At 59.7% G+C, this 24,253-nt stretch carries 28 protein-coding genes and 1 other RNA gene; 19 read left to right on the forward strand and 10 right to left on the reverse strand.

Features of this window, described 5'->3' with window-relative positions:
* Nucleotides 1–2: 2 nt before the first annotated feature.
* From yoaA to MQE22_RS02930, 5 genes are read left to right on the forward strand one after another with little or no spacing between them, the layout of a single operon-like run.
* A complete protein-coding gene (yoaA, locus tag MQE22_RS02910) occupies nt 3–1,922 on the forward strand; it encodes a DNA repair helicase YoaA (protein WP_215872316.1) in 1,920 nt (639 codons plus the stop codon).
* On the forward strand, nt 1,904–2,584 hold the full coding sequence (tsaB, locus tag MQE22_RS02915; RefSeq protein ID WP_226826990.1) for a tRNA (adenosine(37)-N6)-threonylcarbamoyltransferase complex dimerization subunit type 1 TsaB: 681 nt from the start codon (nt 1,904–1,906) through the stop codon (nt 2,582–2,584). The genes yoaA and tsaB overlap by 19 nt, the downstream gene beginning before the upstream one ends.
* Nucleotides 2,584–3,051 (forward strand): ribosomal protein S18-alanine N-acetyltransferase, encoded by a 468-nt coding sequence (gene rimI / locus MQE22_RS02920; protein WP_215872314.1) that lies wholly within the window; start codon nt 2,584–2,586, stop codon nt 3,049–3,051. Before tsaB ends, rimI begins: the two co-directional genes overlap by 1 nt.
* A gap of 5 nt (nt 3,052–3,056) precedes the next feature.
* Nucleotides 3,057–4,673 (forward strand): peptide chain release factor 3, encoded by a 1,617-nt coding sequence (locus MQE22_RS02925; RefSeq protein WP_215872313.1) that lies wholly within the window; start codon nt 3,057–3,059, stop codon nt 4,671–4,673.
* Nucleotides 4,670–5,146, forward strand: a complete 477-nt coding sequence (locus MQE22_RS02930) for a tetratricopeptide repeat protein (protein ID WP_215872312.1) — start codon at nt 4,670–4,672, stop codon at nt 5,144–5,146. Before MQE22_RS02925 ends, MQE22_RS02930 begins: the two co-directional genes overlap by 4 nt.
* Nucleotides 5,147–5,266: 120 nt before the next feature.
* Here the strand turns inward: MQE22_RS02930 and MQE22_RS02935 are convergent, their stop codons facing one another.
* The gene (locus tag MQE22_RS02935) at nt 5,267–6,562 is read right to left on the reverse strand and encodes an ISNCY family transposase (protein WP_304665202.1); all 1,296 of its coding nucleotides are present in this window, start codon (nt 6,560–6,562) and stop codon (nt 5,267–5,269) included.
* Between the two features lie 179 nt (nt 6,563–6,741).
* Here MQE22_RS02935 and MQE22_RS02940 point away from each other — a divergent pair, with 179 nt between their 5' ends.
* From MQE22_RS02940 to ychF, 3 genes are read left to right on the forward strand one after another with little or no spacing between them, the layout of a single operon-like run.
* Nucleotides 6,742–7,356 carry a 50S ribosomal protein L25/general stress protein Ctc gene (locus MQE22_RS02940; RefSeq protein WP_215872311.1) on the forward strand — a complete coding sequence of 205 codons (615 nt, stop codon included), beginning with the start codon at nt 6,742–6,744 and terminating at the stop codon, nt 7,354–7,356.
* 8 nt (nt 7,357–7,364) lie between these two features.
* Entirely contained in the window at nt 7,365–7,934 is a 570-nt protein-coding gene (pth, locus tag MQE22_RS02945; RefSeq protein WP_215872310.1) for an aminoacyl-tRNA hydrolase, read from the forward strand.
* 9 nt (nt 7,935–7,943) lie between these two features.
* Nucleotides 7,944–9,035, forward strand: coding sequence for a redox-regulated ATPase YchF (gene ychF / locus MQE22_RS02950; RefSeq protein WP_215872309.1), 1,092 nt, complete (start codon nt 7,944–7,946; stop codon nt 9,033–9,035).
* Between the two features lie 15 nt (nt 9,036–9,050).
* Here the strand turns inward: ychF and MQE22_RS02955 are convergent, their stop codons facing one another.
* Nucleotides 9,051–9,452, reverse strand: coding sequence for an RrF2 family transcriptional regulator (locus tag MQE22_RS02955; protein ID WP_215872308.1), 402 nt, complete (start codon nt 9,450–9,452; stop codon nt 9,051–9,053).
* Nucleotides 9,453–9,541: 89 nt separating this feature from the next.
* On the reverse strand, nt 9,542–10,150 hold the full coding sequence (locus MQE22_RS02960) for a hypothetical protein (RefSeq protein WP_215872307.1): 609 nt from the start codon (nt 10,148–10,150) through the stop codon (nt 9,542–9,544).
* A 370-nt stretch (nt 10,151–10,520) separates the two neighbouring features.
* Here MQE22_RS02960 and MQE22_RS02965 point away from each other — a divergent pair, with 370 nt between their 5' ends.
* Genes MQE22_RS02965 through MQE22_RS02975 form a run of 3 tightly spaced genes read left to right on the forward strand, consistent with a single transcriptional unit; the run spans nt 10,521 to nt 11,526 of the window.
* Nucleotides 10,521–10,793: a hypothetical protein gene (locus tag MQE22_RS02965; RefSeq protein WP_215872306.1), complete on the forward strand. Its 273-nt coding sequence runs from the start codon at nt 10,521–10,523 to the stop codon at nt 10,791–10,793.
* A gap of 20 nt (nt 10,794–10,813) precedes the next feature.
* Complete coding sequence (locus MQE22_RS02970; protein ID WP_438267000.1) at nt 10,814–11,254, forward strand: YidB family protein; 441 nt, start codon at nt 10,814–10,816, stop codon at nt 11,252–11,254.
* 32 nt (nt 11,255–11,286) lie between these two features.
* Nucleotides 11,287–11,526, forward strand: coding sequence for a PsiF family protein (locus MQE22_RS02975; protein WP_215872304.1), 240 nt, complete (start codon nt 11,287–11,289; stop codon nt 11,524–11,526).
* Nucleotides 11,527–11,575: 49 nt separating this feature from the next.
* Here MQE22_RS02975 and MQE22_RS02980 read toward each other — a convergent pair whose 3' ends face one another.
* From MQE22_RS02980 to MQE22_RS02990, 3 genes are all read right to left on the reverse strand, one after another.
* Nucleotides 11,576–12,133, reverse strand: a complete 558-nt coding sequence (locus MQE22_RS02980; RefSeq protein WP_215872303.1) for an RNA pyrophosphohydrolase — start codon at nt 12,131–12,133, stop codon at nt 11,576–11,578.
* Between the two features lie 85 nt (nt 12,134–12,218).
* A complete protein-coding gene (locus MQE22_RS02985) occupies nt 12,219–12,659 on the reverse strand; it encodes an NUDIX hydrolase (protein ID WP_215872302.1) in 441 nt (146 codons plus the stop codon).
* Nucleotides 12,656–13,372, reverse strand: coding sequence for a pseudouridine synthase (locus tag MQE22_RS02990; protein ID WP_215885759.1), 717 nt, complete (start codon nt 13,370–13,372; stop codon nt 12,656–12,658). The genes MQE22_RS02985 and MQE22_RS02990 overlap by 4 nt, the downstream gene beginning before the upstream one ends.
* An 84-nt stretch (nt 13,373–13,456) precedes the next feature.
* Here MQE22_RS02990 and MQE22_RS02995 point away from each other — a divergent pair, with 84 nt between their 5' ends.
* The 3 genes from MQE22_RS02995 to MQE22_RS03005 all read left to right on the forward strand — a co-directional run bounded on the left by MQE22_RS02995 (nt 13,457) and on the right by MQE22_RS03005 (nt 17,364).
* On the forward strand, nt 13,457–14,488 hold the full coding sequence (locus MQE22_RS02995) for an agmatine deiminase family protein (protein WP_215870879.1): 1,032 nt from the start codon (nt 13,457–13,459) through the stop codon (nt 14,486–14,488).
* A 61-nt stretch (nt 14,489–14,549) separates the two neighbouring features.
* Complete coding sequence (gene lgt / locus MQE22_RS03000) at nt 14,550–15,380, forward strand: prolipoprotein diacylglyceryl transferase (protein WP_215870880.1); 831 nt, start codon at nt 14,550–14,552, stop codon at nt 15,378–15,380.
* A 34-nt stretch (nt 15,381–15,414) separates the two neighbouring features.
* Nucleotides 15,415–17,364: a UvrD-helicase domain-containing protein gene (locus tag MQE22_RS03005; protein WP_438266999.1), complete on the forward strand. Its 1,950-nt coding sequence runs from the start codon at nt 15,415–15,417 to the stop codon at nt 17,362–17,364.
* Between the two features lie 56 nt (nt 17,365–17,420).
* Here the strand turns inward: MQE22_RS03005 and rpsT are convergent, their stop codons facing one another.
* Nucleotides 17,421–17,699 carry a 30S ribosomal protein S20 gene (rpsT, locus tag MQE22_RS03010; protein WP_215870881.1) on the reverse strand — a complete coding sequence of 93 codons (279 nt, stop codon included), beginning with the start codon at nt 17,697–17,699 and terminating at the stop codon, nt 17,421–17,423.
* A 200-nt stretch (nt 17,700–17,899) separates the two neighbouring features.
* On the reverse strand, nt 17,900–19,744 hold the full coding sequence (gene mrdA / locus MQE22_RS03015; protein ID WP_215870882.1) for a penicillin-binding protein 2: 1,845 nt from the start codon (nt 19,742–19,744) through the stop codon (nt 17,900–17,902).
* 18 nt (nt 19,745–19,762) lie between these two features.
* On the opposite strand from mrdA, the gene MQE22_RS03020 reads away from it, so the two are divergent.
* The 5 genes from MQE22_RS03020 (at nt 19,763) to MQE22_RS03040 (ending at nt 21,955) form a co-directional block, all read left to right on the forward strand.
* A complete protein-coding gene (locus tag MQE22_RS03020) occupies nt 19,763–20,059 on the forward strand; it encodes a hypothetical protein (protein ID WP_255790095.1) in 297 nt (98 codons plus the stop codon).
* Complete coding sequence (locus MQE22_RS03025) at nt 20,056–20,373, forward strand: cell division protein ZapA (protein WP_215870884.1); 318 nt, start codon at nt 20,056–20,058, stop codon at nt 20,371–20,373. The genes MQE22_RS03020 and MQE22_RS03025 overlap by 4 nt, the downstream gene beginning before the upstream one ends.
* A gap of 8 nt (nt 20,374–20,381) precedes the next feature.
* Nucleotides 20,382–20,563, forward strand: a non-coding RNA gene (ssrS, locus tag MQE22_RS03030) — 6S RNA.
* A gap of 4 nt (nt 20,564–20,567) precedes the next feature.
* Entirely contained in the window at nt 20,568–21,164 is a 597-nt protein-coding gene (locus MQE22_RS03035) for a 5-formyltetrahydrofolate cyclo-ligase (RefSeq protein ID WP_226826993.1), read from the forward strand.
* Nucleotides 21,161–21,955: a TIGR00282 family metallophosphoesterase gene (locus MQE22_RS03040; protein ID WP_215870885.1), complete on the forward strand. Its 795-nt coding sequence runs from the start codon at nt 21,161–21,163 to the stop codon at nt 21,953–21,955. The genes MQE22_RS03035 and MQE22_RS03040 overlap by 4 nt, the downstream gene beginning before the upstream one ends.
* Here MQE22_RS03040 and MQE22_RS03045 read toward each other — a convergent pair.
* Nucleotides 21,940–23,703, reverse strand: a complete 1,764-nt coding sequence (locus MQE22_RS03045; RefSeq protein WP_215870886.1) for a M61 family metallopeptidase — start codon at nt 23,701–23,703, stop codon at nt 21,940–21,942. The two genes, MQE22_RS03040 and MQE22_RS03045, sit on opposite strands and share 16 nt — an antisense overlap.
* 7 nt (nt 23,704–23,710) lie before the next feature.
* A complete protein-coding gene (locus tag MQE22_RS03050; RefSeq protein ID WP_215870887.1) occupies nt 23,711–24,253 on the reverse strand; it encodes an isochorismatase family protein in 543 nt (180 codons plus the stop codon).

A 24,253-nucleotide genomic window follows, 5' to 3' on the forward strand; every position in this document is an offset into this window, starting at 1 on the left:
CCATGAGTGCGGCGGAGAGCCTGGTCGATTGGGAGGAAATGCTGGGGGCGACGAGTCCCCTTGCCGCGTTGTTGCCGGGATTCCACGTGCGGGTCCAACAGCAGGAAATGGCCGCGCGGGTCGCCGCAGTTTTGGGCGACGGTGGGGTGGCGCTGATAGAGGCGGGTACGGGAACGGGCAAAAGTTTCGCCTACCTCCTGCCCGCGCTTTTGTCTGGTCGGCAGGTCATTGTCTCTACTGGCAGCCGTGCCTTGCAGGACCAGCTCATCGAAAAGGACCTCCCGATCTTGCGCGCGGCGTGGCCGCAGTCGCTGCGTAGTCTGCGGCTCAAGGGCCGCAGCAATTATCTCTGCCCCTATCGTTTGCAGGAAGCGCTGCGGGACGGCGTGACGGCTACCCTGCAGCGTGATCTGCTGCGGGTTGCGGATTGGGCCGCTGCCACCCGGGAGGGCGACATTGCAGAGTTACGCAGTGTGGCCGAGGATTCTGCGATCTGGCCGCTGGTGACCTCTACCCGGGACAACTGCCTTGGTGCGGACTGTCCCGCACAGTCCTCCTGCCCGGTTCTGGAGGCGCGACGTCAGGCGCAGGAAGCGGAACTGATCGTCGTCAATCATCATCTTTTGCTATCCGACCTCGCACTGAAGGCGGAGGGTAAGGGCGACCTGTTGCCGAGTGCGGATGCGCTGATTGTGGATGAGGCGCATCAGTTGCCGGAGCTGACGGCACAGTTTTTTGGCCAGCATTTGAGTGCCCATCGGCTGGCCGAATGGGGGCGGGATATCCGGGTTGCAGCGCTGGCAGAGGCCGCCGACGATGGCGACTTGCGTGCGGCGGCGCAGGATTGGGAACATGCCGTGCAACGCTGGCTGGAGAGTGCCGGGGAGGGGCGACAGGAGTGGTGCCCGGATGACGATGCGGGCGTCGCCCAGCAGTTCCGTGCACTGTTGCGCTGTTTTGAGCCTTTGCATGGGCAGGTGCGCGCCGCAGCGGTGCGTGGCAAGGGCCTGGAGCAGTGCGCCCGGCGCGGCGAAGAGCTGCAAAGTGTGTTGGCGCATTTCGCCGCACCTGGTCTGGAGGAGCAGGAAGTTCGCTGGTGTGAGCGACGAGGACGTGGGCTGTTATTGCACGCCACCCCCCTGGATCCCGCCGAAACCCTGCAAAAACACCTGTTTTCGCAATTCGATGCGGTCCTGCTCACCAGTGCTACCTTGCGTATTGGCGGAGATTTCGCGCAAACGCGCAAGCTCTTTGGCTTGCCGGAAAGCAAGGATTTTCTGGCAGCAGCACCTTTCGACTACGCACGCCAAGCCTTGCTCTACCTGCCCGACGGGCTTCCCGAGCCGAGCAGTCCCGGTTACACCCGTGCCTGTCTGGAGGCAGCATTGCCGGTGCTGGAGGCCAGTGGCGGCCGGGCATTTTTTCTCTTTACCAGCCATCGCGCCCTCCAGGAGGCGGCGGCGATTCTTTCCAGTCGCCTGCGCTATCCCTTACTGGTGCAGGGGCAAGCACCGCGCTCGCGCCTGCTCGAACGCTTCCGAACCGCCGGCGATGCCGTCTTGCTTGGCGCGGCAAGCTTTTGGGAGGGGGTCGATGTGCAGGGGGAGGCGCTATCGACGGTGATCATCGATAAACTTCCCTTTGCCAGTCCCGGGGATCCGGTGCTGCAAGCGCGCCTGCAACGGATTCGGGAGCGGGGCGGCGACCCCTTTCGTGACCTGCAGATCCCGCAGGCGGTCATCGCCCTCTGCCAGGGGGCTGGCCGCTTGATTCGCTCGGAGCAGGATCGCGGGGTGTTGATGCTCTGTGATCCGCGCTTGCGCAGCAAGGGCTATGGACGCATCTTCTTGCAGAGTCTGCCGCCCATGCGGCAGAGTAGCGAGCTTGCAGAGGTGCAGGACTTTTGGCGGGAAAGCGCGTGAAGAAAACCTGGTTAGCCATCGAGACCGCAACTGAGGCCTGTTCAGTAGCCATTTCGGATGGCCAGAATCTATGGCAGGACGTGGTTGTCGCCCCCAACCGCCACAGCGATCTGCTCTTGCCGATGATTGATGGCCTCCTGGCGCACGCTGGGTTGCAGCTGGCGCAGATCGATGCCTTCGCCTGTGGCGTGGGGCCGGGCGGATTCACCGCTGTGCGCCTTGGAATCAGCACGATACAGGGCCTGGCCATCGCAAGCGGACAATCGATCTATCCAGTCTCGAGCCTCCAGGCCCTTGCCGTGGCGGCGCCGGGTGAGCCAACGCTGGTCGCCTTCGACGCCCGCAAGGGAGAAGTGTACGCGGCGGCCTTCCGCTCGGATGATGCGGGTATTCCCGAGCTCATTGGCGCAGAACGGGTCTGCCGCCCGGAAGATCTCGTCTGGCCGCCGACACCCGGGCCTTGGCGGGGCCTGGGTACAGGCTGGAACCAGTATGCACAGCACTGGTCTGCCGTTCGTTGCTGGCGTGCTGACGCCTATCCCCAAGCGGCGCAGGTCTTGCAAATCGCGCGGCGGCGCGCCACGGCGGGCGACCCGGGAGTCCCCCCCGAAGCACTGGAACCGCACTACATCCGTCCTTCCCAGGCCGAGGAGGGCAAGTAGTGGCGCTGCGGATCATGACCAGCGATGATCTCGATGCCGTGGCGGCTTTGGAAGAGCAAATATCACCTGGTCCCTGGACGCGGGGGATTTTTCGGGACTGTCTGCTTGCCGGTTACGATGCCTGGGTGGGGATGGCAGGTGACCAGTTGCTCAGTTTTGGCGTCCTCTCGGTGGGGGCGGCGGAGGCGCATGTGTTGAATTTGGGAGTCCACCCGCTCTATCGACGCCGTGGCCATGGCCGGGAAATGCTCCATCAGTTACTCGGTCGCGCCAAACAACTGGGCGCCGAACGAGCGTTTCTTGAGGTGCGGGTTTCCAACCATGCCGCGCAGGAGCTCTACCATCAAGCGGGCTTTCATGAAATTGGCGTGCGTTTGCAGTATTATCGAAACAAAGAGGGTCGCGAGGATGCCTTGGTGTTGTCTCGCTCCTTGATCAATGCCCTCCCCACGTTGTCTGAGAGTTGAATGAAATGTCGGAAAATGCCGAGGCGCTGTCGCGCCCCCACAGCTTGGACGAGATTCGTCGCCGCCGCACCTTTGCCATTATTTCGCACCCGGATGCCGGTAAGACGACCCTGACGGAGAAGCTACTGCTCTTTGGTGGGGCCATCCAGATGGCAGGGACGGTAAAGGCGCGTAAAAGCAGTCGTCACGCCACTAGCGACTGGATGGCGATTGAGAAGAGCCGTGGCATCTCGGTGGCCAGTTCGGTGATGCAGTTCGAGTATGCCGATCACGTGATCAATCTGCTCGACACGCCAGGTCACCAGGACTTCTCCGAAGATACCTATCGGGTGTTGACGGCAGTGGATTCGGCACTGATGGTCATCGACGCCGCCAACGGCGTCGAGGCGCAGACCATCAAGCTGCTGGAGGTCTGCCGTCTGCGGGATACCCCCATCATCACCTTCATGAATAAATTCGATCGCGAAAGCCGCGACCCCACCGAGCTGATGGATGAAGTCGAATCGGTGCTCGGCATTGCCTGCGCGCCGGTCACCTGGCCGGTGGGTATGGGTAAGCGCTTTCGTGGCGTCTATCACCTGTTGCGCGACGAGATGCTGGTCTTTACCCCAGGACAGGAGAGTCGCGAGCAGGAATTGGAGATCATCTCCGGTCTCGATAATCCGGAAGTGGACCGTCGTTTTCCCGAGGAAATGGCGGACTTGCGTGACGAGATCGAGCTGTTGCGTGCCGCCGCCAATCCCTTCGACCTGGATGCGTTTCTTGCGGGCAAGCAAACGCCGGTCTTTTTTGGCTCAGCAATCAATAACTTTGGCGTGCGCGAATTGTTGCAGGCACTCATCGACTGGGCTCCGGGACCGCTTCCCAGGCCCGCCACGAGCCGCTGTGTCGAGCCCGATGAAGAAAAGTTCTCGGGTTTCGTCTTCAAGATCCAGGCCAATATGGACCCGCAGCATCGCGATCGGGTCGCGTTTCTGCGCATCTGTTCCGGGCACTTTCAGCGCGGCATGCGCGTGCGTCACCTGCGCCTGGGGCGAGAGATCCAGATTCACAATCCCATCACCTTCCTGGCGCGTGAGCGTGAACTGGTGGAAGACGCCTATGCCGGGGATATCATCGGTCTGCACAACCACGGCAGCATCCAGATCGGTGACAGCTTCAGCATGGGCGAAGACCTGCAATTTACCGGCATCCCGTACTTTGCCCCGGAACTGTTCCGCCGCGTGCGTTTGCGCAACCCCCTCAAGGCCAAACAGTTGCAGAAAGGTCTGCAGCAGTTGGCGGAGGAGGGCGCAACCCAGGTTTTTCGTCCATTGCAGGGTGGGGATCTCATCCTCGGCGCGGTCGGGGTCTTGCAGTTTGATGTGGTGGCGGAGCGGCTGAAAAGCGAATATGCCGTCGAGGCCAGCTTTGAACCGGTGAACGTGCAGACCGCGCGTTGGGTGGAATGCGCGGATGCCAAGCGTCTGGCGGAATTCAGCCGCAAGCTGGAAGAACATCTGGCGGAAGACGCCGGCAATCGTCTTGCCTATCTTGCGCCGTCACGGGTGAATCTGGAACTTACCCAGGAGCGCTGGCCAGAGATCATCTTCCATGCCACTCGCGAGCATGCCGGCGCATGAGATTGCCCCTCCGTGCCCTTGCCCTGGTTGCCGCCTTTCTTGCGCTGCCAGCCTTCGCGCAGGATTGGGAAGCCCTGCGTAATCAGGCGGAGCAGGACTCGCAGGCCCTGGCGCAACTGCAGCGAGCGGCACGCAACGGCCATGCCGAGGCGGCGTTTTTTTTGGGTACGCTCTACGCGCCACCCATTTGCAAACAGGAACGCACGGTGTCCAAGAGCTGGGACCAGGCCCTGCATTGGTATCGCATCGCCTCCGACCTGGGGGTGGCGAAGGCCGATTTCGACCTCGGCCTGGCCTATGAAAAGGGGCTGGGCGTCAGCAAAAATCCGGTACTGGCACGGTATTATTATCGGCGCCTGATGACCCAGGCGGCGCGAGAGGTCGGTGTGCCGGCCGGCCGTGCCGAGGCCCTCGGTACGGGCGAGGCATATCCCCGGGATTCCGTCACGGGTCCTCCCCCCGGCCTGGAGTGACTGATTCCGCCCCGGGGAGAGGGCGTATCCCCGCCTTGCGCCAGGGTCTGTCAACCCAAAGTTGAAATGTCCTCTTTTCTCCCAGACTGAAATGTCCCCTTTCTCATGCCTTTTGTGGTGTCAGAGGGTAGCGGAGGGTGAAGAAGTGGCGCCTCGTCTCCACGGATGGTCGGGTGCAGGCTTATAGGTTTTGCGGTGGAGCTGGATGGTCTTGGCTTGCTCGACGGTGGCATGGATGCTCTTCTCATCGTCTACGGGGATGGGCGGCTCGCCTTCGTTGAGGATGCGATAAGGCAGAGCCTTTCCTTGGTAAAGCAAGGTCACCGTGCCGTCGAAGGCCTCGCAGACCGTGATCTGTGCCCCTCTGAGGCGATAGCCTTTGCCCTGTCCGGTGAGCTGGTACTCCCGGTTCTTGTACTGGAGGGTGAGGTTCTTCGAGAGCTTGCGGTGGCTTTGCAGGCTGAAGATCAGGTCGAGCTCCAGAGCGTCGTGCAGCACCGGACGATGCGCGTCGGTGGCATTCTGCGGAGCCACGGCGAAGCGTGCGTTGTACTCCTTTCTAAAGCTCGGCAGGAAGGCGTTGGCGGCGTCGATGTCCGAAATGCCGGCCAGACGCAGCTCCTTGACCAGGCGATCCTGGAGGGTCTGATTGGCCCGCTCGACGCGGCCCTTGGCCTGCGGTGTGTTGGCGTGGATCGGTGCGATGTCGAGGGTCTTGAGCGCGCGGGTGAACTGCGTCAGTTCCCCCTCCCGCTCCGGGTGGTTCACCCGGAAGATGCCGTGCTTGTCGGAGTAGAGCGCCACCGGCCGCCCATGCTCGCTCAGGTAGCTGCGCAGGGTCTCCAGGTAGGCTTGGGTCGTCTCGGCGGGGGCGAAGCGCAGGGCCAGCAACTCGCTGGTGGCATCGTCAATGAACACGATCAACGTGCGACGCGGTCCCCGACCCTCGAACCAATCATGGGGTGAGCCGTCGATCTGTACCAGCTCGCCCCGGCAGGGACGCCGGGGACGGCGCTGATGGATCTGGGCCGACTTGCGGGTTTTGGGCTTCCACACTCCCTCGGTCATCATCCACTGCCGCAGCGTCTCCGCCGAGAGCTGGTACCCGTGGCGCTCACGGAGCTTCTCAACGGCCAGCGTGGGGCCGAAGTCGGCATAGTGACTGCGGACTAACCCCAACACCTCTTGGCGTACCGCTCCCGATAGCGCATTGCCGGGACGCTGCCCCAAGTGGCGGGACACCAGTCCTGCCGCCCCTTCCTCTCGAAATCGGATCAGCAGACGCCTGACCTGCCGCACGCTCAGACCGAGTTGCTGTGCCGCCTCATGCTGCCGTACCGTCCGGCTGACCACCTGCTGCATCACCTCCAGCCGGTCCACCGCCTTCTGCGTCATCGTAATGGTCTCCTCTGTCACCGCTCCCCCAAAACCAAAAGGGGACATTTTACAATTGGACAAAGAGGACATTACGCCTTTGGGCTAACAGCCTTGCGCCAGGGTCTTGATCCTCGTATAGTTTGCGCCTCATTCAGGGGAGAAAGGCACGGTCGTCCCTCGCCCCGCTCGTGATAACGCAATAGAAGGAGTAATCATCAATGACCGAAGCAAATTTTGTCCTTGCTGCCGAGCCACGCAAGGAAGAAGGCCGTCGTAACAGTCGACGCTTGCGCCGCGCGGGCCGGATCCCGGCGGTCGTTTATGGCGACGGCAAGCCGGCGGAATCCATTAGCCTGGACGTCTTTGCCGCCTATAAGTTTCTTGGCAATGAGCAGGTGTACAGCAACGTCGTTACCCTGGACCTGGGTGTCCGCAAGGAAAGCGTGCTGATTCGCGACCTGCAAATGCACCCCTACAAGGATGAGATCCTTCATGTGGACTTCATGCGTGTGCACCAAGGTGAGCTGGTGACCTTGAATGTGCCTGTGCACCTGCTCAACGAACAAAACGCCGTAGGAGTGAAGATGGGAGGCGGTCTGCTGCATCGTGCGCTGACGGAAGTCGAGATTCAGGCCCCGGTCGGCAAGCTGCCAGAGGCCATTGAAGTGGATGTGCGCGAGCTGCAAGTGGGCGAAAGTATCCATTTGTCCAACCTCAAAGTGCCGGCCAATGTCGTGCTGGTTGCGCTCAAGCATGGGGATGACAAGGAAGTGGTGTCGATCCATGCCCCCCATGGGGCGGCCAGTGAAGAAGAAGGCGCTGCGGCGGAGTAACCCGCTTCATGGACTGGTTGATCGCCGGTCTGGGTAATCCCGGTCCGGACTATGCAAAAACCCGCCACAACGCGGGTTTTTGCTTTGTGCAGGAGCTGGCCCAGCGTCACCAAGCTTCTTGGCGCCTGGAAAAGGCCTGGAAGACGGAGCTTGCCCGGTTCGCGATCGGCGGCTATGATCTACTCGTGTTGCAGCCGCAGGACTTCATGAATCGTTCCGGAGCGCCGGTGCAGGCTGCTGCCGCCTTCTTTAAGATTCCGCCTGCGCGTATCCTCGTGGTGCACGACGAACTCGACCTTCCTCCCGGTGTGGCCCGTTTCAAATGGTCTGGTGGCCACGGTGGGCACAATGGCCTGCGTGATCTCGATCGCGCCCTGGGGACGCGGGACTACTGGCGCCTGCGCATTGGCATTGGGCATCCCGGCCACAAGGATCGGGTCGTGGGATACGTGCTAGCACGCCCTGGAGCTACGGAAGAAGCGGAAATCCATGCCGCCATCGACCGCAGTCTGGGTGTTCTGGATGATTTTCTCGCCGGGCGGGCGGATGCCGCCATGAAGACCCTGCACAGCGAATAGGAGCCCTCCATGAGTTTGGCTTGCGGCATTGTTGGCCTGCCCAACGTTGGTAAATCCACCCTTTTCAACGCCATCACCAAGGCGGGGATTGCGGCAGAAAACTATCCCTTCTGTACCATTGAACCCAATGTGGGGCTGGTCAGTGTTCCGGATCCGCGCTTGCTGGCCCTGGCGGAAATCGTTCATCCGCAGAAGGTCGTGCCGGCGGTGATGGAGTTTGTCGATATCGCCGGGTTGGTGGCTGGTGCCGCCCAGGGAGAGGGTCTCGGTAATCAATTTCTCGCCCACATTCGCGAGACCGACGCCATCGCCCTGGTGACCCGGTGTTTTGTCGATCCGAATGTGGTGCATGTGAATGGACAGGTCGATCCCGTTGCTGACCTGGAAACCGTCATGACGGAGCTGATCCTGGCGGACTTGGCTAGCCTGGAAAAGGCACAGGCGCGCGTGACGCGGCAAGCCAAGGGCGGGAATAAAGAGGCGCTTGCCGAGCTTGCTGCCATGAACAAGCTGCAGCCGCACCTGAACGCCGGCAAGCCGGCACAAAGCGCGCCGCTGACGGTAGAGGAACGCCAAGTGCTGCGCGGACTCTTTCTGCTCACCCTGAAGCCCTTGATGGTCATCGCCAATGTGGCGGAGAACGAGCTCGAAGACGGCCCGTGGCGCGCACCTTTGGAGGCATGGGCGGGGGAACGGGGCGCGCGGGTGGTACCAGTTTGTGCCGCTATCGAGGCCGAGCTGGCGGAGTTGGAGCCGGAAGAACAGCTCGCATTTTTGCAAGACCTCGGGTTACACGAGCCAGGACTCAACCGGATCATCCGCGCTGCCTATCAGCTTCTGGGTCTGCAGACCTATTTCACCGCCGGCGAAAAGGAAGTGCGTGCCTGGACGATCCCGGTAGGGGCCACTGCGCCCCAGGCGGCAGGGGTCATTCACAGCGACTTCGAGCGCGGTTTTATTCGGGCGCAGACGATCTCTTACGAAGATTACATTCGCTATCGCGGTGAGGCGGGCGCCAAAGAGTCTGGTAAACTGCGCGCCGAAGGCAAGGACTATGTCGTGCACGACGGTGACGTGATGAACTTTCTATTCAATGTGTGACACTTCTGTTGTCCATCAGGACGGAATCAGACTGGCCAAGCAGAATCCCCTGAGCAGATTGTTCTGTTGTTCCTGCAGTTCCATCCACGCAGTGTGCAGCGGGCAGGGGTGGAGGTCAGAACACACTTTTTGTCCAAGAATGCAGTGCACCTGTTTTTCTGGGGCGGTGCTTACCGCTTGCAGAATGTCATAGGCGCTCAGGCTTGCAGCCTCAGGCCGCAACGCAAAGCCGCCTCCCTTGCCCTTGAGAGATTCCAATACGCCGCGTTTGGCTAAAATCCGCAATACGCTTGCCACGCAGGGCTCCGAAACCCCTACGGCGTGCGCAATGTCGCGACAGAGAATCGGTACTCCGATTCCCTGCTCCGCAAGGAACAGCAAACAGCGGAGGGCACATTCGGTATTTTTGTTGAACATTTGTAGTCGGTCGTTGGGTGGCCGTTAACAAGGAGGAAGCGCCTCAGCACTTCCTCACGCCGATGGAACAGGAAATCTTGGTAATGAATCTAATGGGCGACAACGGTGGAAGGCTTACTTCCACTGGTGCGCAGGGCATTACGGCGCATCGCCCAGCTCATGCCCAGCATGGCTGCCGAAAAAGCCGCTGAGAAGCCGATGACGATCCAGTTGTAGATGCCCGAGCCTGCCTGTGGAGCGACGGCAAAAATTACCTGCAGACAAATGGCCAGGGCGAGATAGGCGGAAGATCCAATGATCAAGACCATTTCCTTGTTCTGGACGTTGCGGATCACCCAGATTCCTTCCAGCACGCCCACAATGGCGACCCAGGCAAATACGGTCAACAGCGTAAATACCATGTTGCCCTGCGTGGCCAGAATGATAACGGCGATGCCGGCAGCGACGCCAACGATGGCCTTCAAGGCAATCAGTACCCGCGGGCAGGTACCAGAGCCTTTTTGTGCCAGGCGGATTGCGGAGTAGCCGCCATCAAAGAAGACATAGATAGCAAAAAACCAGATGAGCAGAGTCATGGTGGCACCGAAATCCAGCAACGCGGCGATGACGAAAGCTAGTGCGGCGACACCCCGGGCAAAAAGCAGTTGCCAGGAGAATAGGGTCATACGATCTTCCCGCCCGAGTGTTTGTGTATTCATAGGTGGACCTCCTTTATTCCTGTCCCGAAAATTTGAAAGAATGATAAAAAGCATTCTTTCATCTGTTTTATAGTCAAATAGAAATCGCAAAGCAACTATTATTTTTTTATTTTTCTGATTATCCTATAACCTTTCTTATTGAAAGTTAGTGGTTAAATTTACGTATTATTACATTAACATTATCTTATTAAGAGATTTTCCTGCGTCTTGACCCGCCGGAGTCGGGCGGGTCGTCTCCTCTTTGCCTCCGGAACTGCCTGATATTTCTTTTTCTTTCCAGCAAACTATGCTAGAGTCATCCTGGTAGAGGGTGACTCGGAAGGTCCCCTCGTTGAGCAAGTATGTCAGAAATGACCGAGCAGGGAGCGTTATGCCCATCGTTGCACCGCAGTATGGTATCACCCCAGAGCGCAAGCGTGCGCGGGAGCAGGAAACTGGAACGGAACAGCGCGTTCCTCGGCGCTCCATTGAGCCTGTGCCCGCCGAAAATATCGATCAGACGGGTAGACCGCAGTTCTGGTACCCAAAAGATCTGCCTATCCCGGAGGAGTCGGCGCGTCCGGCCACTACTCAGCCAAGTTCGCGTTCGAGTACACGATCCGTCACCGTGGAAGTGCGTAAGCGGCGCAGTATTCCACGCTGATCCTTGAATAGCCTGATATCCTGAGGTATTTTCCGGTTCGGACATGCGAAAACGGGAGGGGAAACATGGGCCTATTTGATGATGTGGTATCCAGTGGCATGGCGGCTTTTGGCGCCGATCAAGGTGGTTTTTTGGGCTCTGCAGTTCGCTTTTTGCAGAGTCAGCCCGGCGGTGTGAGCGGCACGCTGCAACAGCTGCGCGATAACGGACTGGGTTCCGTTGTCGATTCGTGGATATCCAATGGACAGAATCAGCCGATCAGCGCGGATCAGATTGAATCCGCTATTGGCAGTGATCGGATTCAAAACATCGCTAGCACAATCGGTATGGATCCGCAAGCCCTCACGCAGGGATTGAGTCAAGCCCTCCCAGGGATCATCGATCGTTTGACGCCGGGGGGTGAGGCTCCGGATGCAGGAGGTCTGGATCAAGCCCTGCAAAGTTTGAAAGGGTTGTTGTAGTCACTGCTGTACTCAAACCAAAGGAGAACACCATGTTGAAAAAAGTATTGGCGTCCTGTGTTGCCGTGTCATTCCTGCTATCTGGCGCCGCTTTTGCGGAAACCGCTGCACCGGCCGCGCCGATGAAGATGGAGAAGAAGGTAGAGCAGCACAAAGCTCCACGCAAGCTTACCGCACAGCAGGAAAAGATGAAGACCTGCAATGCCCGTGCGAAGGGTATGAAAGGCGAGCAGCGCAAGTCCTTCATGAGCAGCTGCCTGAAGAAGAAGTAATCCAGGTTCGTGCAGAAAAGAAGGGCTGGCCGCAGCGCGGCCAGCCTTTTTACGTTGCGCTACTGGAGTGTCGACGACGTTGTGGGTAACGGTTTCCGCGATGTGGCAGCGGATTGCCCCGTTCTGGAACGGGGAAGGGCGCCGGTGGCGCGCCGATCAGTGGCGCCAGCTCCTGCAGGGCCAGGCAGTAAACGCGGCGCTTGAAGGCGATGATTTCTGCTGCCGGACGCCAATAATCCACCCACTGCCAGTCTTCAAATTCTGGGTGCGCGGTCTGCAGGTTGATTTCCGCTTCGCTGCCCTCAAAGCGCAATAAAAACCAAATCTGTTTTTGTCCGCGATAGCGCCGTTGCCGGTTGCGGTTCCGCGCATTGGGCACGTCGTAGCGTAGCCAGCCCCGGGTGCGACCCAAAATACACACCTTGTTGGTGCCGACCTCTTCCAGGAGCTCACGGAATACCGCCTGTTCGGGGCTTTCGGTGCCATCGATACCGCCCTGGGGAAACTGCCAGGCATTTTCACCCACTCTTTTCGCCCAGAGTACTTGATTGTCTTGGTTGCAAATGATCATGCCCACGTTGGGGCGATAGCCGTCTGCGTCGATCATCGCTGTGTCTCTCTACAGAATTTATCTCACTGTAACAAAATTCTGGGTAGAGGTCATGGGCGCTTGCGGGCGGCAAATTTGCATTTTACAGCGAGTGCAGGAGGTCGAGGGAAAAGCGTTGTCCAGCAAGAAAATCGTGAATGCATTGCTCTACCATTACCGTACGGAGCCGTGCCGCCGAGAGCTCCTCTGGCCGCAACCAACGCGGGCCAATGATGCCGACATCCAGAGGAGCCAGTGGATTATGCCCGCTGGCGTGGCCGACGAAGGCAATGCGGAGATAGGTAAGGTCTTTGCGCGGATGTTGCCAGTGGTAAATGCCCAAAATGGCTTCCGGGACAAAATCATAACCAGTCTCTTCGAGGGTTTCACGGATGACCGCCTCGGTCAGACTTTCCCCTTTTTCCCAGTGGCCGGCAGGCTGATTGAGGCAGGGCTGGCCATCGATGAGCTCTTCGACGAGAAGGAAACGCCCGTGGGCATCACAGGTGACGGCGGCAACGGTGACATGCGGGCTCCATCTCATGCGGCAGCTTCCTGCTGGATTTCGGCTTCCTGCAAGAAGCGCCAGGTACCAGGCGGCAGATCGCCCAGAGTGAAGGGGCCAAAGCCCTCGCGGTGCAATGTTTGTACGTGATTGCCCAAAGCAGCCATCATGCGGCGCACCTCGTGGTAGCGCCCTTCCTGTAGGGTCAGGCGGATTTCCCGCTCGCCCAGTCTCTGTACCTGCGCCGCTTTGCAAGGTACGCTTTCGCCCTCCAGAAGCAGCTTGCCGCTGGCAAGAATCTGCTCGGCATCGTCCTGCAATGGCTCCGCCAACTGCACCTGGTAGTGACGGGGAATCGCGTGGCGCGCGTGACTCCAGCGGTGCAGCCATTGTCCGTCGTCACTCAGTAGCAGCAAGCCACTGGTGTCGCGATCGAGGCGCCCGGCACTGCTCAGGACCGGGCGGCGATAGCGCCAACGCATCGGCAGGTCATCATAGATGCTGCGCGGATCATCGTGGGCACAGACCGTGCCCAGATCCTTGTGGTAGAGCAGATAGAGAGGGCCTGCCGGATCGATGGCCTCGCCATCGACGCGGACCTGGTCGGGATTGACCTTGCTGCCTGATCGCAGTTTATCCGCTACACCGGCGACCTGGATGCGATCCTCGCGTAGCCAGTCGCGTACCTCCGAGCGGCTGCAGTAGCCGAGCCGGGAAAGAAGGTGGTCAAGGCGCTCTTGTCTGGCAGTCATCGGTAGAGTGTAGCCGCCCGAAGGCGGTGACGGAAGCGTTGCCAGGACTTACAATGCGGACTGACGTATCACTGGGGAGCGATCATGGCTGAGGGCTTTACCTTGCCCGCAGAGTGGGCAGCACAGCAGGCGGTGCAATTGACCTGGCCGCATCCGGCAACGGATTGGGCGTCACGGCTGCAGCAAGTCTTGCCAGTCTTTGCCGCTATCGGTGCGGCCATCAGCCAGCGGGAAGATCTACTGATAGCGCTGCACGATGAGGCCAGCCAGCGGGAATGTGAACGACAGTTGCGCGCCGCCGGCGCTGATCTGGCGCGTTGCCATTTTCATCGGGGTCCCAGCAACGATTCCTGGGCGCGAGATCATGGCCCCATTACCCTGCGGCACCCGGATGGGCGCCGTCGACTGCTGGACTTTGCCTTCAATGCCTGGGGACTGAAATTTGCCGCCGATCTCGATAATCAATTGACACGCCGCCTGCATGCTGCGGGAGCCTATGGTGATCTGCCTTTGCAGACCCTGGGCATGGTCCTGGAGGGCGGCAGCATCGATAGCGACGGCCAGGGTACCCTGCTGACTACGGACGCCTGTCTGCTGTCGCCCAATCGCAATCCGCAATGGTCCCGAGAAGAAATCAGCAGCCAGCTCTGTGTCCTCCTTGGTGTCGAGCGCGTATTCTGGCTGCAGTCCGGTTACCTGCAGGGCGATGATACCGATGCCCATGTGGACACCCTGGCGCGCTTCTGCAGCGCGGGGGTCATTGCCTATCAGTCCTGCGACGACCCCCTGGACGATCATTTTGCCCCCCTGCAGCAGATGGCGGCGGAACTGGCAGGATTCCCGCAAATCGACGGCCGCCCCTATCACCTGATTCCGTTGCCTTGGCCAGCGGCCCGCTATGATGAAGAGGGTGAGCGACTGCCCCTGAGCTATGCCAATTTTCTGATCATCAATGGTGCTGTCTTGTTGCCAGGCTATGATGATCCCGCCGATGCGGTAGCTGCGGAGCGGCTGGCGGCCGCATTTCCGGACCGGGAAATCGTCCTGCTTCCCTGTCTGGAGCTGGCGCGCCAGCATGGCAGTCTGCATTGTGTGACCATGCAGATTCCTGCCTGAGGGGCTGCCTTGACAGAATGCTACCGGGTGGCCATCGTGGACCATCGCTAGGGGGAGTTTCATGCTGCACTATCCCAATATCAATCCCATGGGTTTCCAGTTGGGGCCGATTACCATCCATTGGTATGGCCTGCTGGAAATCATCAGCTTTGTCATCGCTACTCTGTGGCTCATTCGCCGCGGACGCCGCAGCCATACGCCCTGGAAAAAATCCGAGGTGGTCGATCTGGAGTTTTTTGTGGCGATTGGCGCCATCCTTGGCGGCCGCGTGGGTTATGTGCTCTGGTACAATCTTCCCTACTATGTGCAGCATCCTTTGCACATGCTGTATATCTGGGATGGCGGTATGTCCTTCCACGGCGGCCTGCTTGGTGTGGTGTTGGCCTGCTGGCTTTTCGCGAAAGGCAAACCGGAGCATGACTTCTTGCCCACTCTTGATTTTATCGCCCCGGCAGTTCCCATCGGTTTGGGTCTCGGCCGCATTGCCAACTTCATCAACGATCAGCTCTTTGGTCGGGTGAGCCATCTGCCCTGGGCGATGGTCTTTCCGGCCGGGGGACCGCAGCCGCGCCAGCCCTCGCAGATTTATGAATTCCTTCTCGAAGGAGTCCTACTCTTTTTGATTCTCGCCATCTATAGTCGGCGTCCGCGTCCCATCGGTGCGGTGGGTGGACTCTTTGTCTTCGGCTACGGCGTGTTCCGCTTTCTGGTCGAATTCGTGCGGCAACCGGATATTCAGTTGGGCTTTGTCCTGGGTCCCCTGACCATGGGGCAAGTCCTCTCCATTCCGATGATCATTCTCGGGCCGGTCATCATCTGGTGGGCCTATCGCGGTGGCTTTGCCAAGCAGGAGGAGCAATCTTTGGCGGCGCTGGAGGCCCAGGCTGAGTAACTGTCCTGATCTCAATGCGCCGCAATGGGAGGCGGTGCGCCATGTGCATGGGCCATTGCTGGTACTCGCCGGCGCGGGCTCGGGAAAGACCCGGGTGATCACCCAAAAGATCATCCATCTGATTCAGAATGAGCAGGTTGCAGCGCAGCACATCGCCGCGGTTACCTTCACCAACAAAGCGGCACGCGAGATGAAAGCGCGGATTTCCCAGCGTCTGGAGGGCCGGACCGGACGGGGCTTGCTGGTCTCGACCTTTCATCGTCTGGGCCTGCAGATTCTGCGCCGGGAGCTGCCACGCCTGGGCTATGGGCCAGCCTTCAGCGTCATTGATCCCGGCGACAGTCTGGCCGTCGTACGTGGCTTGCTGCGCGAGAGCAACGGCGCAGCGGATCTTGCCGAGGCGATCCAGTCGCGCATCTCGCGCTTCAAGAACGATGGTCTTGCGCCGGAAGAAGTCGTAGCCGATGATCAGATCGGTGCCCTGGCGCAAGCGCTCTACCCCGAGTACAACAAGTCCTTGCACGCCTGTAATGCGGTGGATCTGGACGATCTAATTCTGCTGCCCACCCGTATCCTCAGCACCGACGAGGCAGCGCGTGCCTATTGGCAGGATCGCCTTCGCTACCTGTTGGTGGACGAATATCAAGACAGCAATGGCGCGCAATATCGTCTCCTGCGCGTGCTCTTGCAGCAGCGCCAGAACCTGACGGCGGTGGGAGACGATGATCAGAGCATCTACTCCTGGCGTGGCGCCGCTGCGGACAATCTGCATCGTCTGGCGGAAGATTTCCCCACCCTAAAAGTGATCAAGCTGGAGCAAAATTATCGTTCTACTGCGCGTATTCTACGGGCTGCCAATGCCGTTATCGCGCAGAACGAGCATTTATTCGAAAAACGATTATGGTCGGATCTGGGGGAGGGCGAGCGCATACAGGTACATGCCTGTGCAGAGGAGAGCGATGAGGCCGAGAGGGTGGCGAACGCCATCCTGCGGGACCGCTTTCAACGGGATGGAGCGTATCGTGACTACGCGGTGCTGTACCGTAGCAATCATCAGTCCCGCCCGTTGGAAGCGGCCTTGCGCGCTGCGCGGATTCCCTATCAGGTCTCCGGCGGAATCTCGTTTTTCGAGCGTGCGGAAATTAAGGATTTTCTCGCCTACTGTCGCTTGATCCACAATCCCGACGACGATCCAGCGCTGCTGCGCGCCGTGAACACGCCGCGCCGGGGAATCGGCAGTCAAACTCTGGAATACCTGGGGCAACATGCGCGGGCCCAAGGGCAGTCTTTCTTCGCCAGCATCTTTAGCGAAGAGCTGGAGTTGCCGGCGCGCAGCCGCAACGCCCTGGAAGATTTCGCCAACTGGATCAATCAGAAAAATGATGAAGCACAGCGCAGTGCGGAATTGCTTCCCGTCCTGCAGAGCATTCCGGAAGAGATTGGCTACTGGCAATATCTGCTGGATGAGGGCGATGAGCGTGGTGCCCGTCGCCGTTGGGAGAATCTGCAGGAACTGCTGGACTGGATGGGCCGGTTGCTGGAGCAGGAGGACGGTCCCAAAGATCTCGGCGAGCTACTGCAACGTCTCATGCTCTACACCATGCTGGAGAGGGAAGAGGACGACGATCGTGACGTCGTGCGCTTGTCGACCCTGCATGCGGCCAAGGGACTGGAATTTCCGCAGGTATTTCTGGTAGGGCTGGAAGAGGAGTTGTTACCGCATCGCAATAGCGAGACGCCCGCGCAGATCGCCGAGGAGCGTCGTTTGTTCTATGTGGGAATGACCAGGGCACGCTTTCGTTTGCAGCTCAGTTTTTGCCAGAAGCGCAAACGCTATGGTGAAATGCTGAATCCCGAACCATCACGATTTTTGCAAGAGATCCCCGCCGAGCATCTGGATTGGCAGCGTAGTGCGAGTACCGCCGATGCCCCGGAGGAAACCGAGGACGCCTTCGCGCGCCTGCGCGCCCTGCTCGACAGCTGAAAAGCGAAAGGCCAGTCGGATGACTGGCCTCTTGTCTCGCTCGCTGCAGGAGACGATCAGGCGCTAGCCTGTTCTCCCATTGCTTTCACCCGTGCCGACAGACGGCTCTTGGTGCGCGCTGCGGCGTTACGATGGATGACGCCCTTGCTGGCGGTCTTGTCGATGATCGACTCAGCCGTGTGCAACGCACTGCGAGCCTGTTCCTGGTTGCCCTCGCGGACGGCGCGCAGCACGTGCTTCACGTACGTGCGCATACGGGAATGCAGACTGTCGTTGTGCAGTCGCCGCTTTTGATTCTGAATTGCGCGCTTGCGCGCCTGAGCCGAATTCGCCACGCTACCACTCCTGATACATGCAAAGACCCCTTTACTGGGGCGACAGATAGACGGATTCTGCGCAGTTTCACCAGCAAAGTCAAGGCGGCTTCGACACCATCCTCAAAGTGATCGGGGCCTTGGGTCGCAAGCACCATGCCGAAGTCACTCATCCGTTGTCCAAGCGCCCAGCCTCTAAGCCGTGAGGGTTTGCGTCGAGTTCAATGCTGTAGGTGCAAATGCGCCGGGGGCGGGCCGGGGTCACGGTCCGGCTGCAAGTAAGCGGCGATGGTCGCACGGGCCACCGGCAAGGCTTGCCAGGCATTGTGCCCGCCATTCTCGACGACTACGGCTACCGCGATTTTGGGATGATCTACTGGTGCCCAGCCGATGAACAGGGAGTCGTTGTTGTAAATCGTCCGTCCATGGGCGTAGCCCTCGGGAATTTGTGCGGTACCCGTTTTGCCGGCGATGCTGATTCCGGGGATGCTGACGGTATGACAGGTGCCGGTATTGACGCAGGCCTCCATTCCCTGGCGTACGGCGTGCAATGCCACTGGGTCGATATGCAGGTTTTCCGGTGCCGCATTGGGGATCGGACTGCGTTCTCCAGTACTGGGATTGACCCATTCCTTGGCGACCTGTGGTTGCACCAGATAGCCGCCATTGGCGATGGCGGATACGGCGCGCGCGAGTTGCAGGGGGGTAACCAGGAGATAGCCCTGACCGATGCCCAAAATGACTGAATCGCCGGTGTACCAAGGGGCGTGCAGGTGCGCCCGCTTCCACTGTGGAGTGGGAACCAAGCCCGCCAAACCGCCCGGTAAATCGATACCGGGAGATTTGCCAAAGCCAAAGCGCCACAGGGTTTGATCCTGTAACTGGATGCCCATCTTCACCGCCAGCTTGTAATAAAAGACATCTACAGACCAAGCAAGCGCCTTGGTGAGATTGGTTTCGCCAAAACCACCGCGGTTCCAGTCCCAGTAGGTGTGTCCGCCAAGCTGAAAATTGCCCGGACAATAGGTCTGAAAATCCGGGCCTATTACCCCCGACTGAATGGCCTGGATGGAGAAGAAGGGTTTAGCGCAGGAGCCGGGCGGGTAGAGGCCATTGTCGGCGCGGTCGGTAAGCGGATGGCCAGGATTGTCGAGGAGGCTGCGCCAGTGCGCCGTACTGATGCCATCCACAAACCAGTTGGCATCGAAACTGGGGCTGCTGACCATGGCGAGTACATGACCGTCGTTGGGATCAAGAGCGACGACGGCACCCCGATAATGGTTGCTCTCGAGGGCATTTGCCGCGGCTTCCTGCACCCGTAGCCGTAAATGGGTCATAAGGTTGTCGCCAGCCAGCGGCTCTTGCTCCTCCAGCGTGCCGACCTGCAGCCCTTCGGCATTGATCTGTTTGATCTGATATCCCATCTGGCCGCGCAACCGTTGCTCATAGTGGCCCTCCAGTCCGGTCTTGCCAATGTAGTCCCGCCCGCGGTAATTCTCTGCCTGATGCCGTTTGAGATCAGCAGCGGTGATCGGCCCCACATAGCCGACGACGTGGGAAAAAAGGGCACCGAAGGGATAGTTGCGATGCATCAGGGCGGTAACGCGCACTCCAGGAAAATCTGCCTTGCGCACCGCCAGGGCGGCGACTTGCTGGGGACTGAGATTCGCTTTGAGGATGATGGGATCAAAGCTCGCCTTGGCTGCCATGCTTTTGTCGAAACGGGCCATGTCACCGTCGGAAAGATCGAGCAGCTTCTGCAGGCGATCAAGGGTGCTGTCCAGGTCGCTGGTCTGATCTGGTGTGACTTCCACCGCGTAGGTTGGCTGATTTTGTGCAAGAATTTGGCCATGATCGGCAAGGATCAAGCCACGGGGTGGGTTGACAGGAACCAGGGCGACATGGTTGTCATGGGCCAGTTGCCGGAATTTTTGATAATGCAATACCTGCAGGTCGAGCAGGCGGGCGAGCACGACCAGCAACAGCAGCAGCACCAGGATGGCAGCAAGGCCGAGCCGGTTACGAAAATACTGCCCGGAAATAAGAGGGGTGGAGGTCTTTTTCATGGGGTTATCGATTTGCAAATGCCTGCTGCCCTTCGTACACTCCTTGCCACACGGAAGCCGGGGGTAAGCGTGCGGGAATCTCGGGTCGAATCTCTCCTGGGTCAAGTCGAAGCCATGATACTCGATTATCACGCTCTGCGCCGCCAGGTGCGGGGAGTGGGGCAGATTGCCGAACTTGCGCGGCTACGTCGGGAAAAAGAGATCCTGGAAGCAGAAAATCTGCAGCTTCGTCGGCAGCAGCAAGACATTCGCGAGCGTCTGGATCGCTTACTGGAGCAAATCTCCATCTGGGAAAGGGAAGAGTATCAGCGATGAGTCAGGGCAATGCCGCCGATGCGCGCGAGCTGATCGCCGCAGAGTTTCTCAATCAATCCTATCAAATCACCTGCTCGCCCGAAGAACGGAATCTGCTCGGGCAGGCTATTGTCACGCTGCAGGAGCGTTTGCAGGCCGCCAAGGTGCGTCAGGGCGTGGGCGTCCAGAGGGAGCGCGCCCTGCTCATGGTTGCGTTGAATCTCGCTGCTGACCTGCAGCGTAGCCAGGGTGAATTGCAACAAGCGCAGAATACTCTGGAGACCGTGACTGCCCGACTGCGGAACCTGGTTGACATGGGGCAGGGCGCGGAGTAGCTTGGGACTACTCCCTGCGGGGCTCGTGGTTCCGGGATATTTCCTGAACCAACATTGTCTATCCAGGGGGCCTTGGTCCATATCGTTGGTGTGCCGCTCCCCTGCGGAGTAGCCTGATACGATTCCCGGGCTCCCGACCTGGTCATCAGGTTCGTGGGATAGCGGGCGCCACGACCCAAGCGGGGAGTTTTTCTTTGTCGGCATCCAAAATCGATATTCGTCGTAGCATGCGGCAACGCCGCGCGTCCTTGAGTGCCGCTGATCTTCGCCAGGCGGAGGGTGGCCTGCTTCGGCAATTACGAAATTCCCCAATTCTCCGCAAGGCGGGTACCGTTGCTTTATATTGGCCCATGCGCGGGGAAATTGGTGCCCTGCCTATCCTGCAACTGCCCTGGTCGCATCGCCAACGGTTCTTTCTCCCCGTTCTGGCTGGCTTGCACGCGACTGAGCTCCGTTTTGCGCCGTTTTCCGCAGGTACAATCCTCAGCAGAAACCGTCTGGGAATCCCCGAACCCGAGGTGCCGCGTCGTTACTGGAAATCTGCCGCAGAGCTGGACCTGTTGTTGTTGCCGTTGGTCGCTTTCGATACCACTGGCCAACGTCTGGGTATGGGAGGAGGCTTCTATGATCGCAGCCTGGCAGCATTGCGGCATCGCCGTCACTGGCGTCGCCCCCGTCTGGTGGGGGTAGCCCACGCCTTTCAGGAGGTGCGAGAATTGCCGACGGAGCCATGGGATATTCCTCTGGATGCCATTGCCACGGAACGAGAGTACCGGAGTTTTCGACGATGAACGTACGAATTTTCTTTGCGGGCGATGTGATGGGAGCGCCTGGACGCCGTGCCCTGCAGCGAGGGCTCGCCGATCTGCGCGCGGAAAGAGTGTTGGATGCGGTAGTGGTCAATGGCGAAAATGCCGCTGGTGGTGCGGGAATCACGCGCAAGATCCTGGACGAGTTTTTCGCCTGCGGCATCGATGCAGTTACCGCAGGAAATCATGTTTGGGATCAAAAAGAAACGATCAGCTTTATTGTGGAGGAGGCGCGGCTGCTTCGTCCTTATAACGCACCTCCCGGTACGCCGGGTCGCGGGGCGCTGCGGATCGAAAAAAACGGCTGGCGCCTCGGCGTGCTCAACCTCATGGGGCGCTTGTTCATGCATCCGCTCTACGATTGTCCCTTCCGTGCCGCGGACGTCGCCCTGGGCGACGAACTAGCCGGCTGTGATGTGATCCTCGTCGATTTGCACGCGGAGGCCACTAGCGAAAAATATGCCCTTGCCTGGCATCTGGACGGCAGAGTCAGCATGGCGGTCGGTAGCCATACCCATGTTCCTACGGCGGACGAGCGGGTGTTCCCCGGGGGTATGGCTTATCAAAGTGACGCCGGCATGTGCGGTTGTTACGATTCGATCATCGGGGTGGATCGGGAAATTGCCAAGCGCCGATTCATCGACGCCATGCCTGCCAGAGCGCCGGTGGTCGATGGCGTGGCGAGCCTCTGTGGTCTACTGGCAGAAATCGACACCGAGACGGGGAAGGCAGTACAGGTGGAGCGGATTCGTCGGGACTACCCCGCGGATTGAGCTACTGAAGCCCCACTGAGCCAGTCGCTGCAGCGCTGGTCTCCGCCAGCGCCGATCTGTAGATAGGCAGTATCCAGCGGGGGAACAAGCAAAACGCAATCGCACTCGTGCATCCGGCCATCGCGCAGAAAGTGCAGGTGCCGAGGGATTCCTGGAGTCAGTCGATCGATTTGGGACTGCAGAGTCTCGGCCAGGATTTCCTCTCCGTCCAGGGCCAGCAGACGGTCCCCCGGACAAAGACCGGCCTGTTCCGCCGCTCCGCCAGCACGCACGAAGGTCAGTTCGACGCCGATTGCTGCCTTTTTCCAGTTTGCACCGAGATCCGCGCGTCGAACGTCCATCTCCACACCGCCACGGTCCTGCTCGTCGCGGGCAGCACGCCAGTGCAGATCGACCCCCAGAATCTGCAGACATTCTTGCAGGGGTAGGGGCTGCGTTTCGGTAACCCACTGCCGCACTTCGTCGACCCCCGTATTTCCCAAAATAGGCTCGAGGAGGGTAAAAATTTCGCCTTCTGGGAGAGGCCGCTGCCTCTGTCCATAGTCTTGCCAGAGTCGGCGCAGAAACGCGTCGAGGCTGGCGCCACGCTGCCGCAGTCGCGCATCGAGACAGAGGGCGGCAAGGGCGCCCTTGTTGTAATAGCTGATCTCGAAGTTGGCCGCGGATGGATGCGGATGATAGAGCTTGGTCCAGGCGTCGGCACTGGATTCCGCCAGGCTCTGATAGCTTTCCCCGGGACGCCGGGCGAGGCGAGTGATTTCCTGTCCCAGTTCTTCGAGGTATTGTGCCGGAGACCATAGGCCTGCGCGACACAGAAGCAGGCTGTCGTAGTAGGAAGTGATACCCTCGAAGACCCAGAGATCGCGACTGATCATCTCTGTTTCCCAGAAGCTGTCACTCCATGCCGCCGGACGGATACCCTGGACCAGCCAGGAATGAAAATACTCGTGGCTGGCGAGGCCAAGAAACTGACGGTAGCCTTTGGGATCCGTGCCGTCGAGGTCACTACGGTTGCACAACAGTGCAGAGGATGCCTGGTGTTCGAGGCCACCATAGGCGTTTTGCCCACTCATGCACAGAAAATGATAGCGCGAGAAGGGGCTACCGCCCCAGAACTGCTGCTGGTAGGCACAGATTCTGGCAAGATCCTCGCCCAGGCGGAGTAACTCTGGGTTGCCGTGGCCCAACAGAGCGAGGTGATGAGGTAATTCTCCGGCACAGAAGTCCACCCGATGCAGGGGGCCGAAGAGCAAGGGATGATTGCAGAAGCTGCGGTAGTCGGGGGCGCGAAACTCGCCCCAGGACCACGCGCTGTCAGAGATCGCTTCCATGCTGGTGGCCAATTGCCAGTCGGCAGGACCACTGATTTGCAAGATATGTTCTTGCTGCTCCTGACTAAGTACCCGCAGAAATACTGCCGGGCCATTGAAGAACCCGCCCCTGTCATCAAGGTAGGCAGTGCGCACCGATCGGTCAAAGGCATAGACCTGATAGGAAATGGTTACCGGGCCGATACAGGGAGCCAAGCGCCAATGATCCTTGCGGAATTTTTCCACCGGCAATTGCCGTCCGCCTGCCGTTGCCCGCATGCTGACGATGTGGCGGGCGAGATCACGGATAGTATAACTGCCGGGCACCCAGGCGGGCAGGGCAAGAATCTGACCGTCTGGGTCGGGCTCGGCAAGGTGCAGATCTACCTGAATCAGGTGGGCATTTTCTTGCAGACGGATATGGTATTGCAGATTCATGAATGCCTCAGCGCCAGGCGGGCGCCAGTTGGCGAAAGCGTGGATCGGCGGCGTCCTCCATCCATTCATAGAAGATGGATTCGGTGCTGCTGAGGATGACACCGGCATGGCGCAGACGTTCGAGTGCCCACTCGCTCTGCCGGAGCTCGCGACTGGCTACCGCATCGATGGCGACAAGCACCTGCCAGCCCTGGGCCTGCAGGTCGAGGGCCGTTTGCAGCACGCAGATGTGGGTTTCTACTCCCAGTAGGCAGATCTGCCGGCGATCCACCCGGGAACGCAGCGCATTGCGTAAGGCGGGGTTGGCATGACAGGAGAACTCGGTTTTCTCGAACGTCGGACCGAAATCGTGGAGGCTGGGATCGATCGCACCGAGCCCCTTGGGATATTGGGCCGAGAGCAGAATGGGAAGTTCCAAGGCTTTGGCACTATTCAGGAAGCGACGGACGTTGTGCAAGAGGGTTTCCTTGCGTTCGTCCCCCAGCATGGCCAGTAGCTTGTCCTGCAGGTCGATGGCCAGGACGAGGCTGCGTGCTGCCCGAACCCGCAT

The organism is Acidithiobacillus sp. YTS05, assembly GCF_024396695.1.
Lineage (GTDB): Bacteria > Pseudomonadota > Gammaproteobacteria > Acidithiobacillales > Acidithiobacillaceae > Igneacidithiobacillus > Igneacidithiobacillus copahuensis.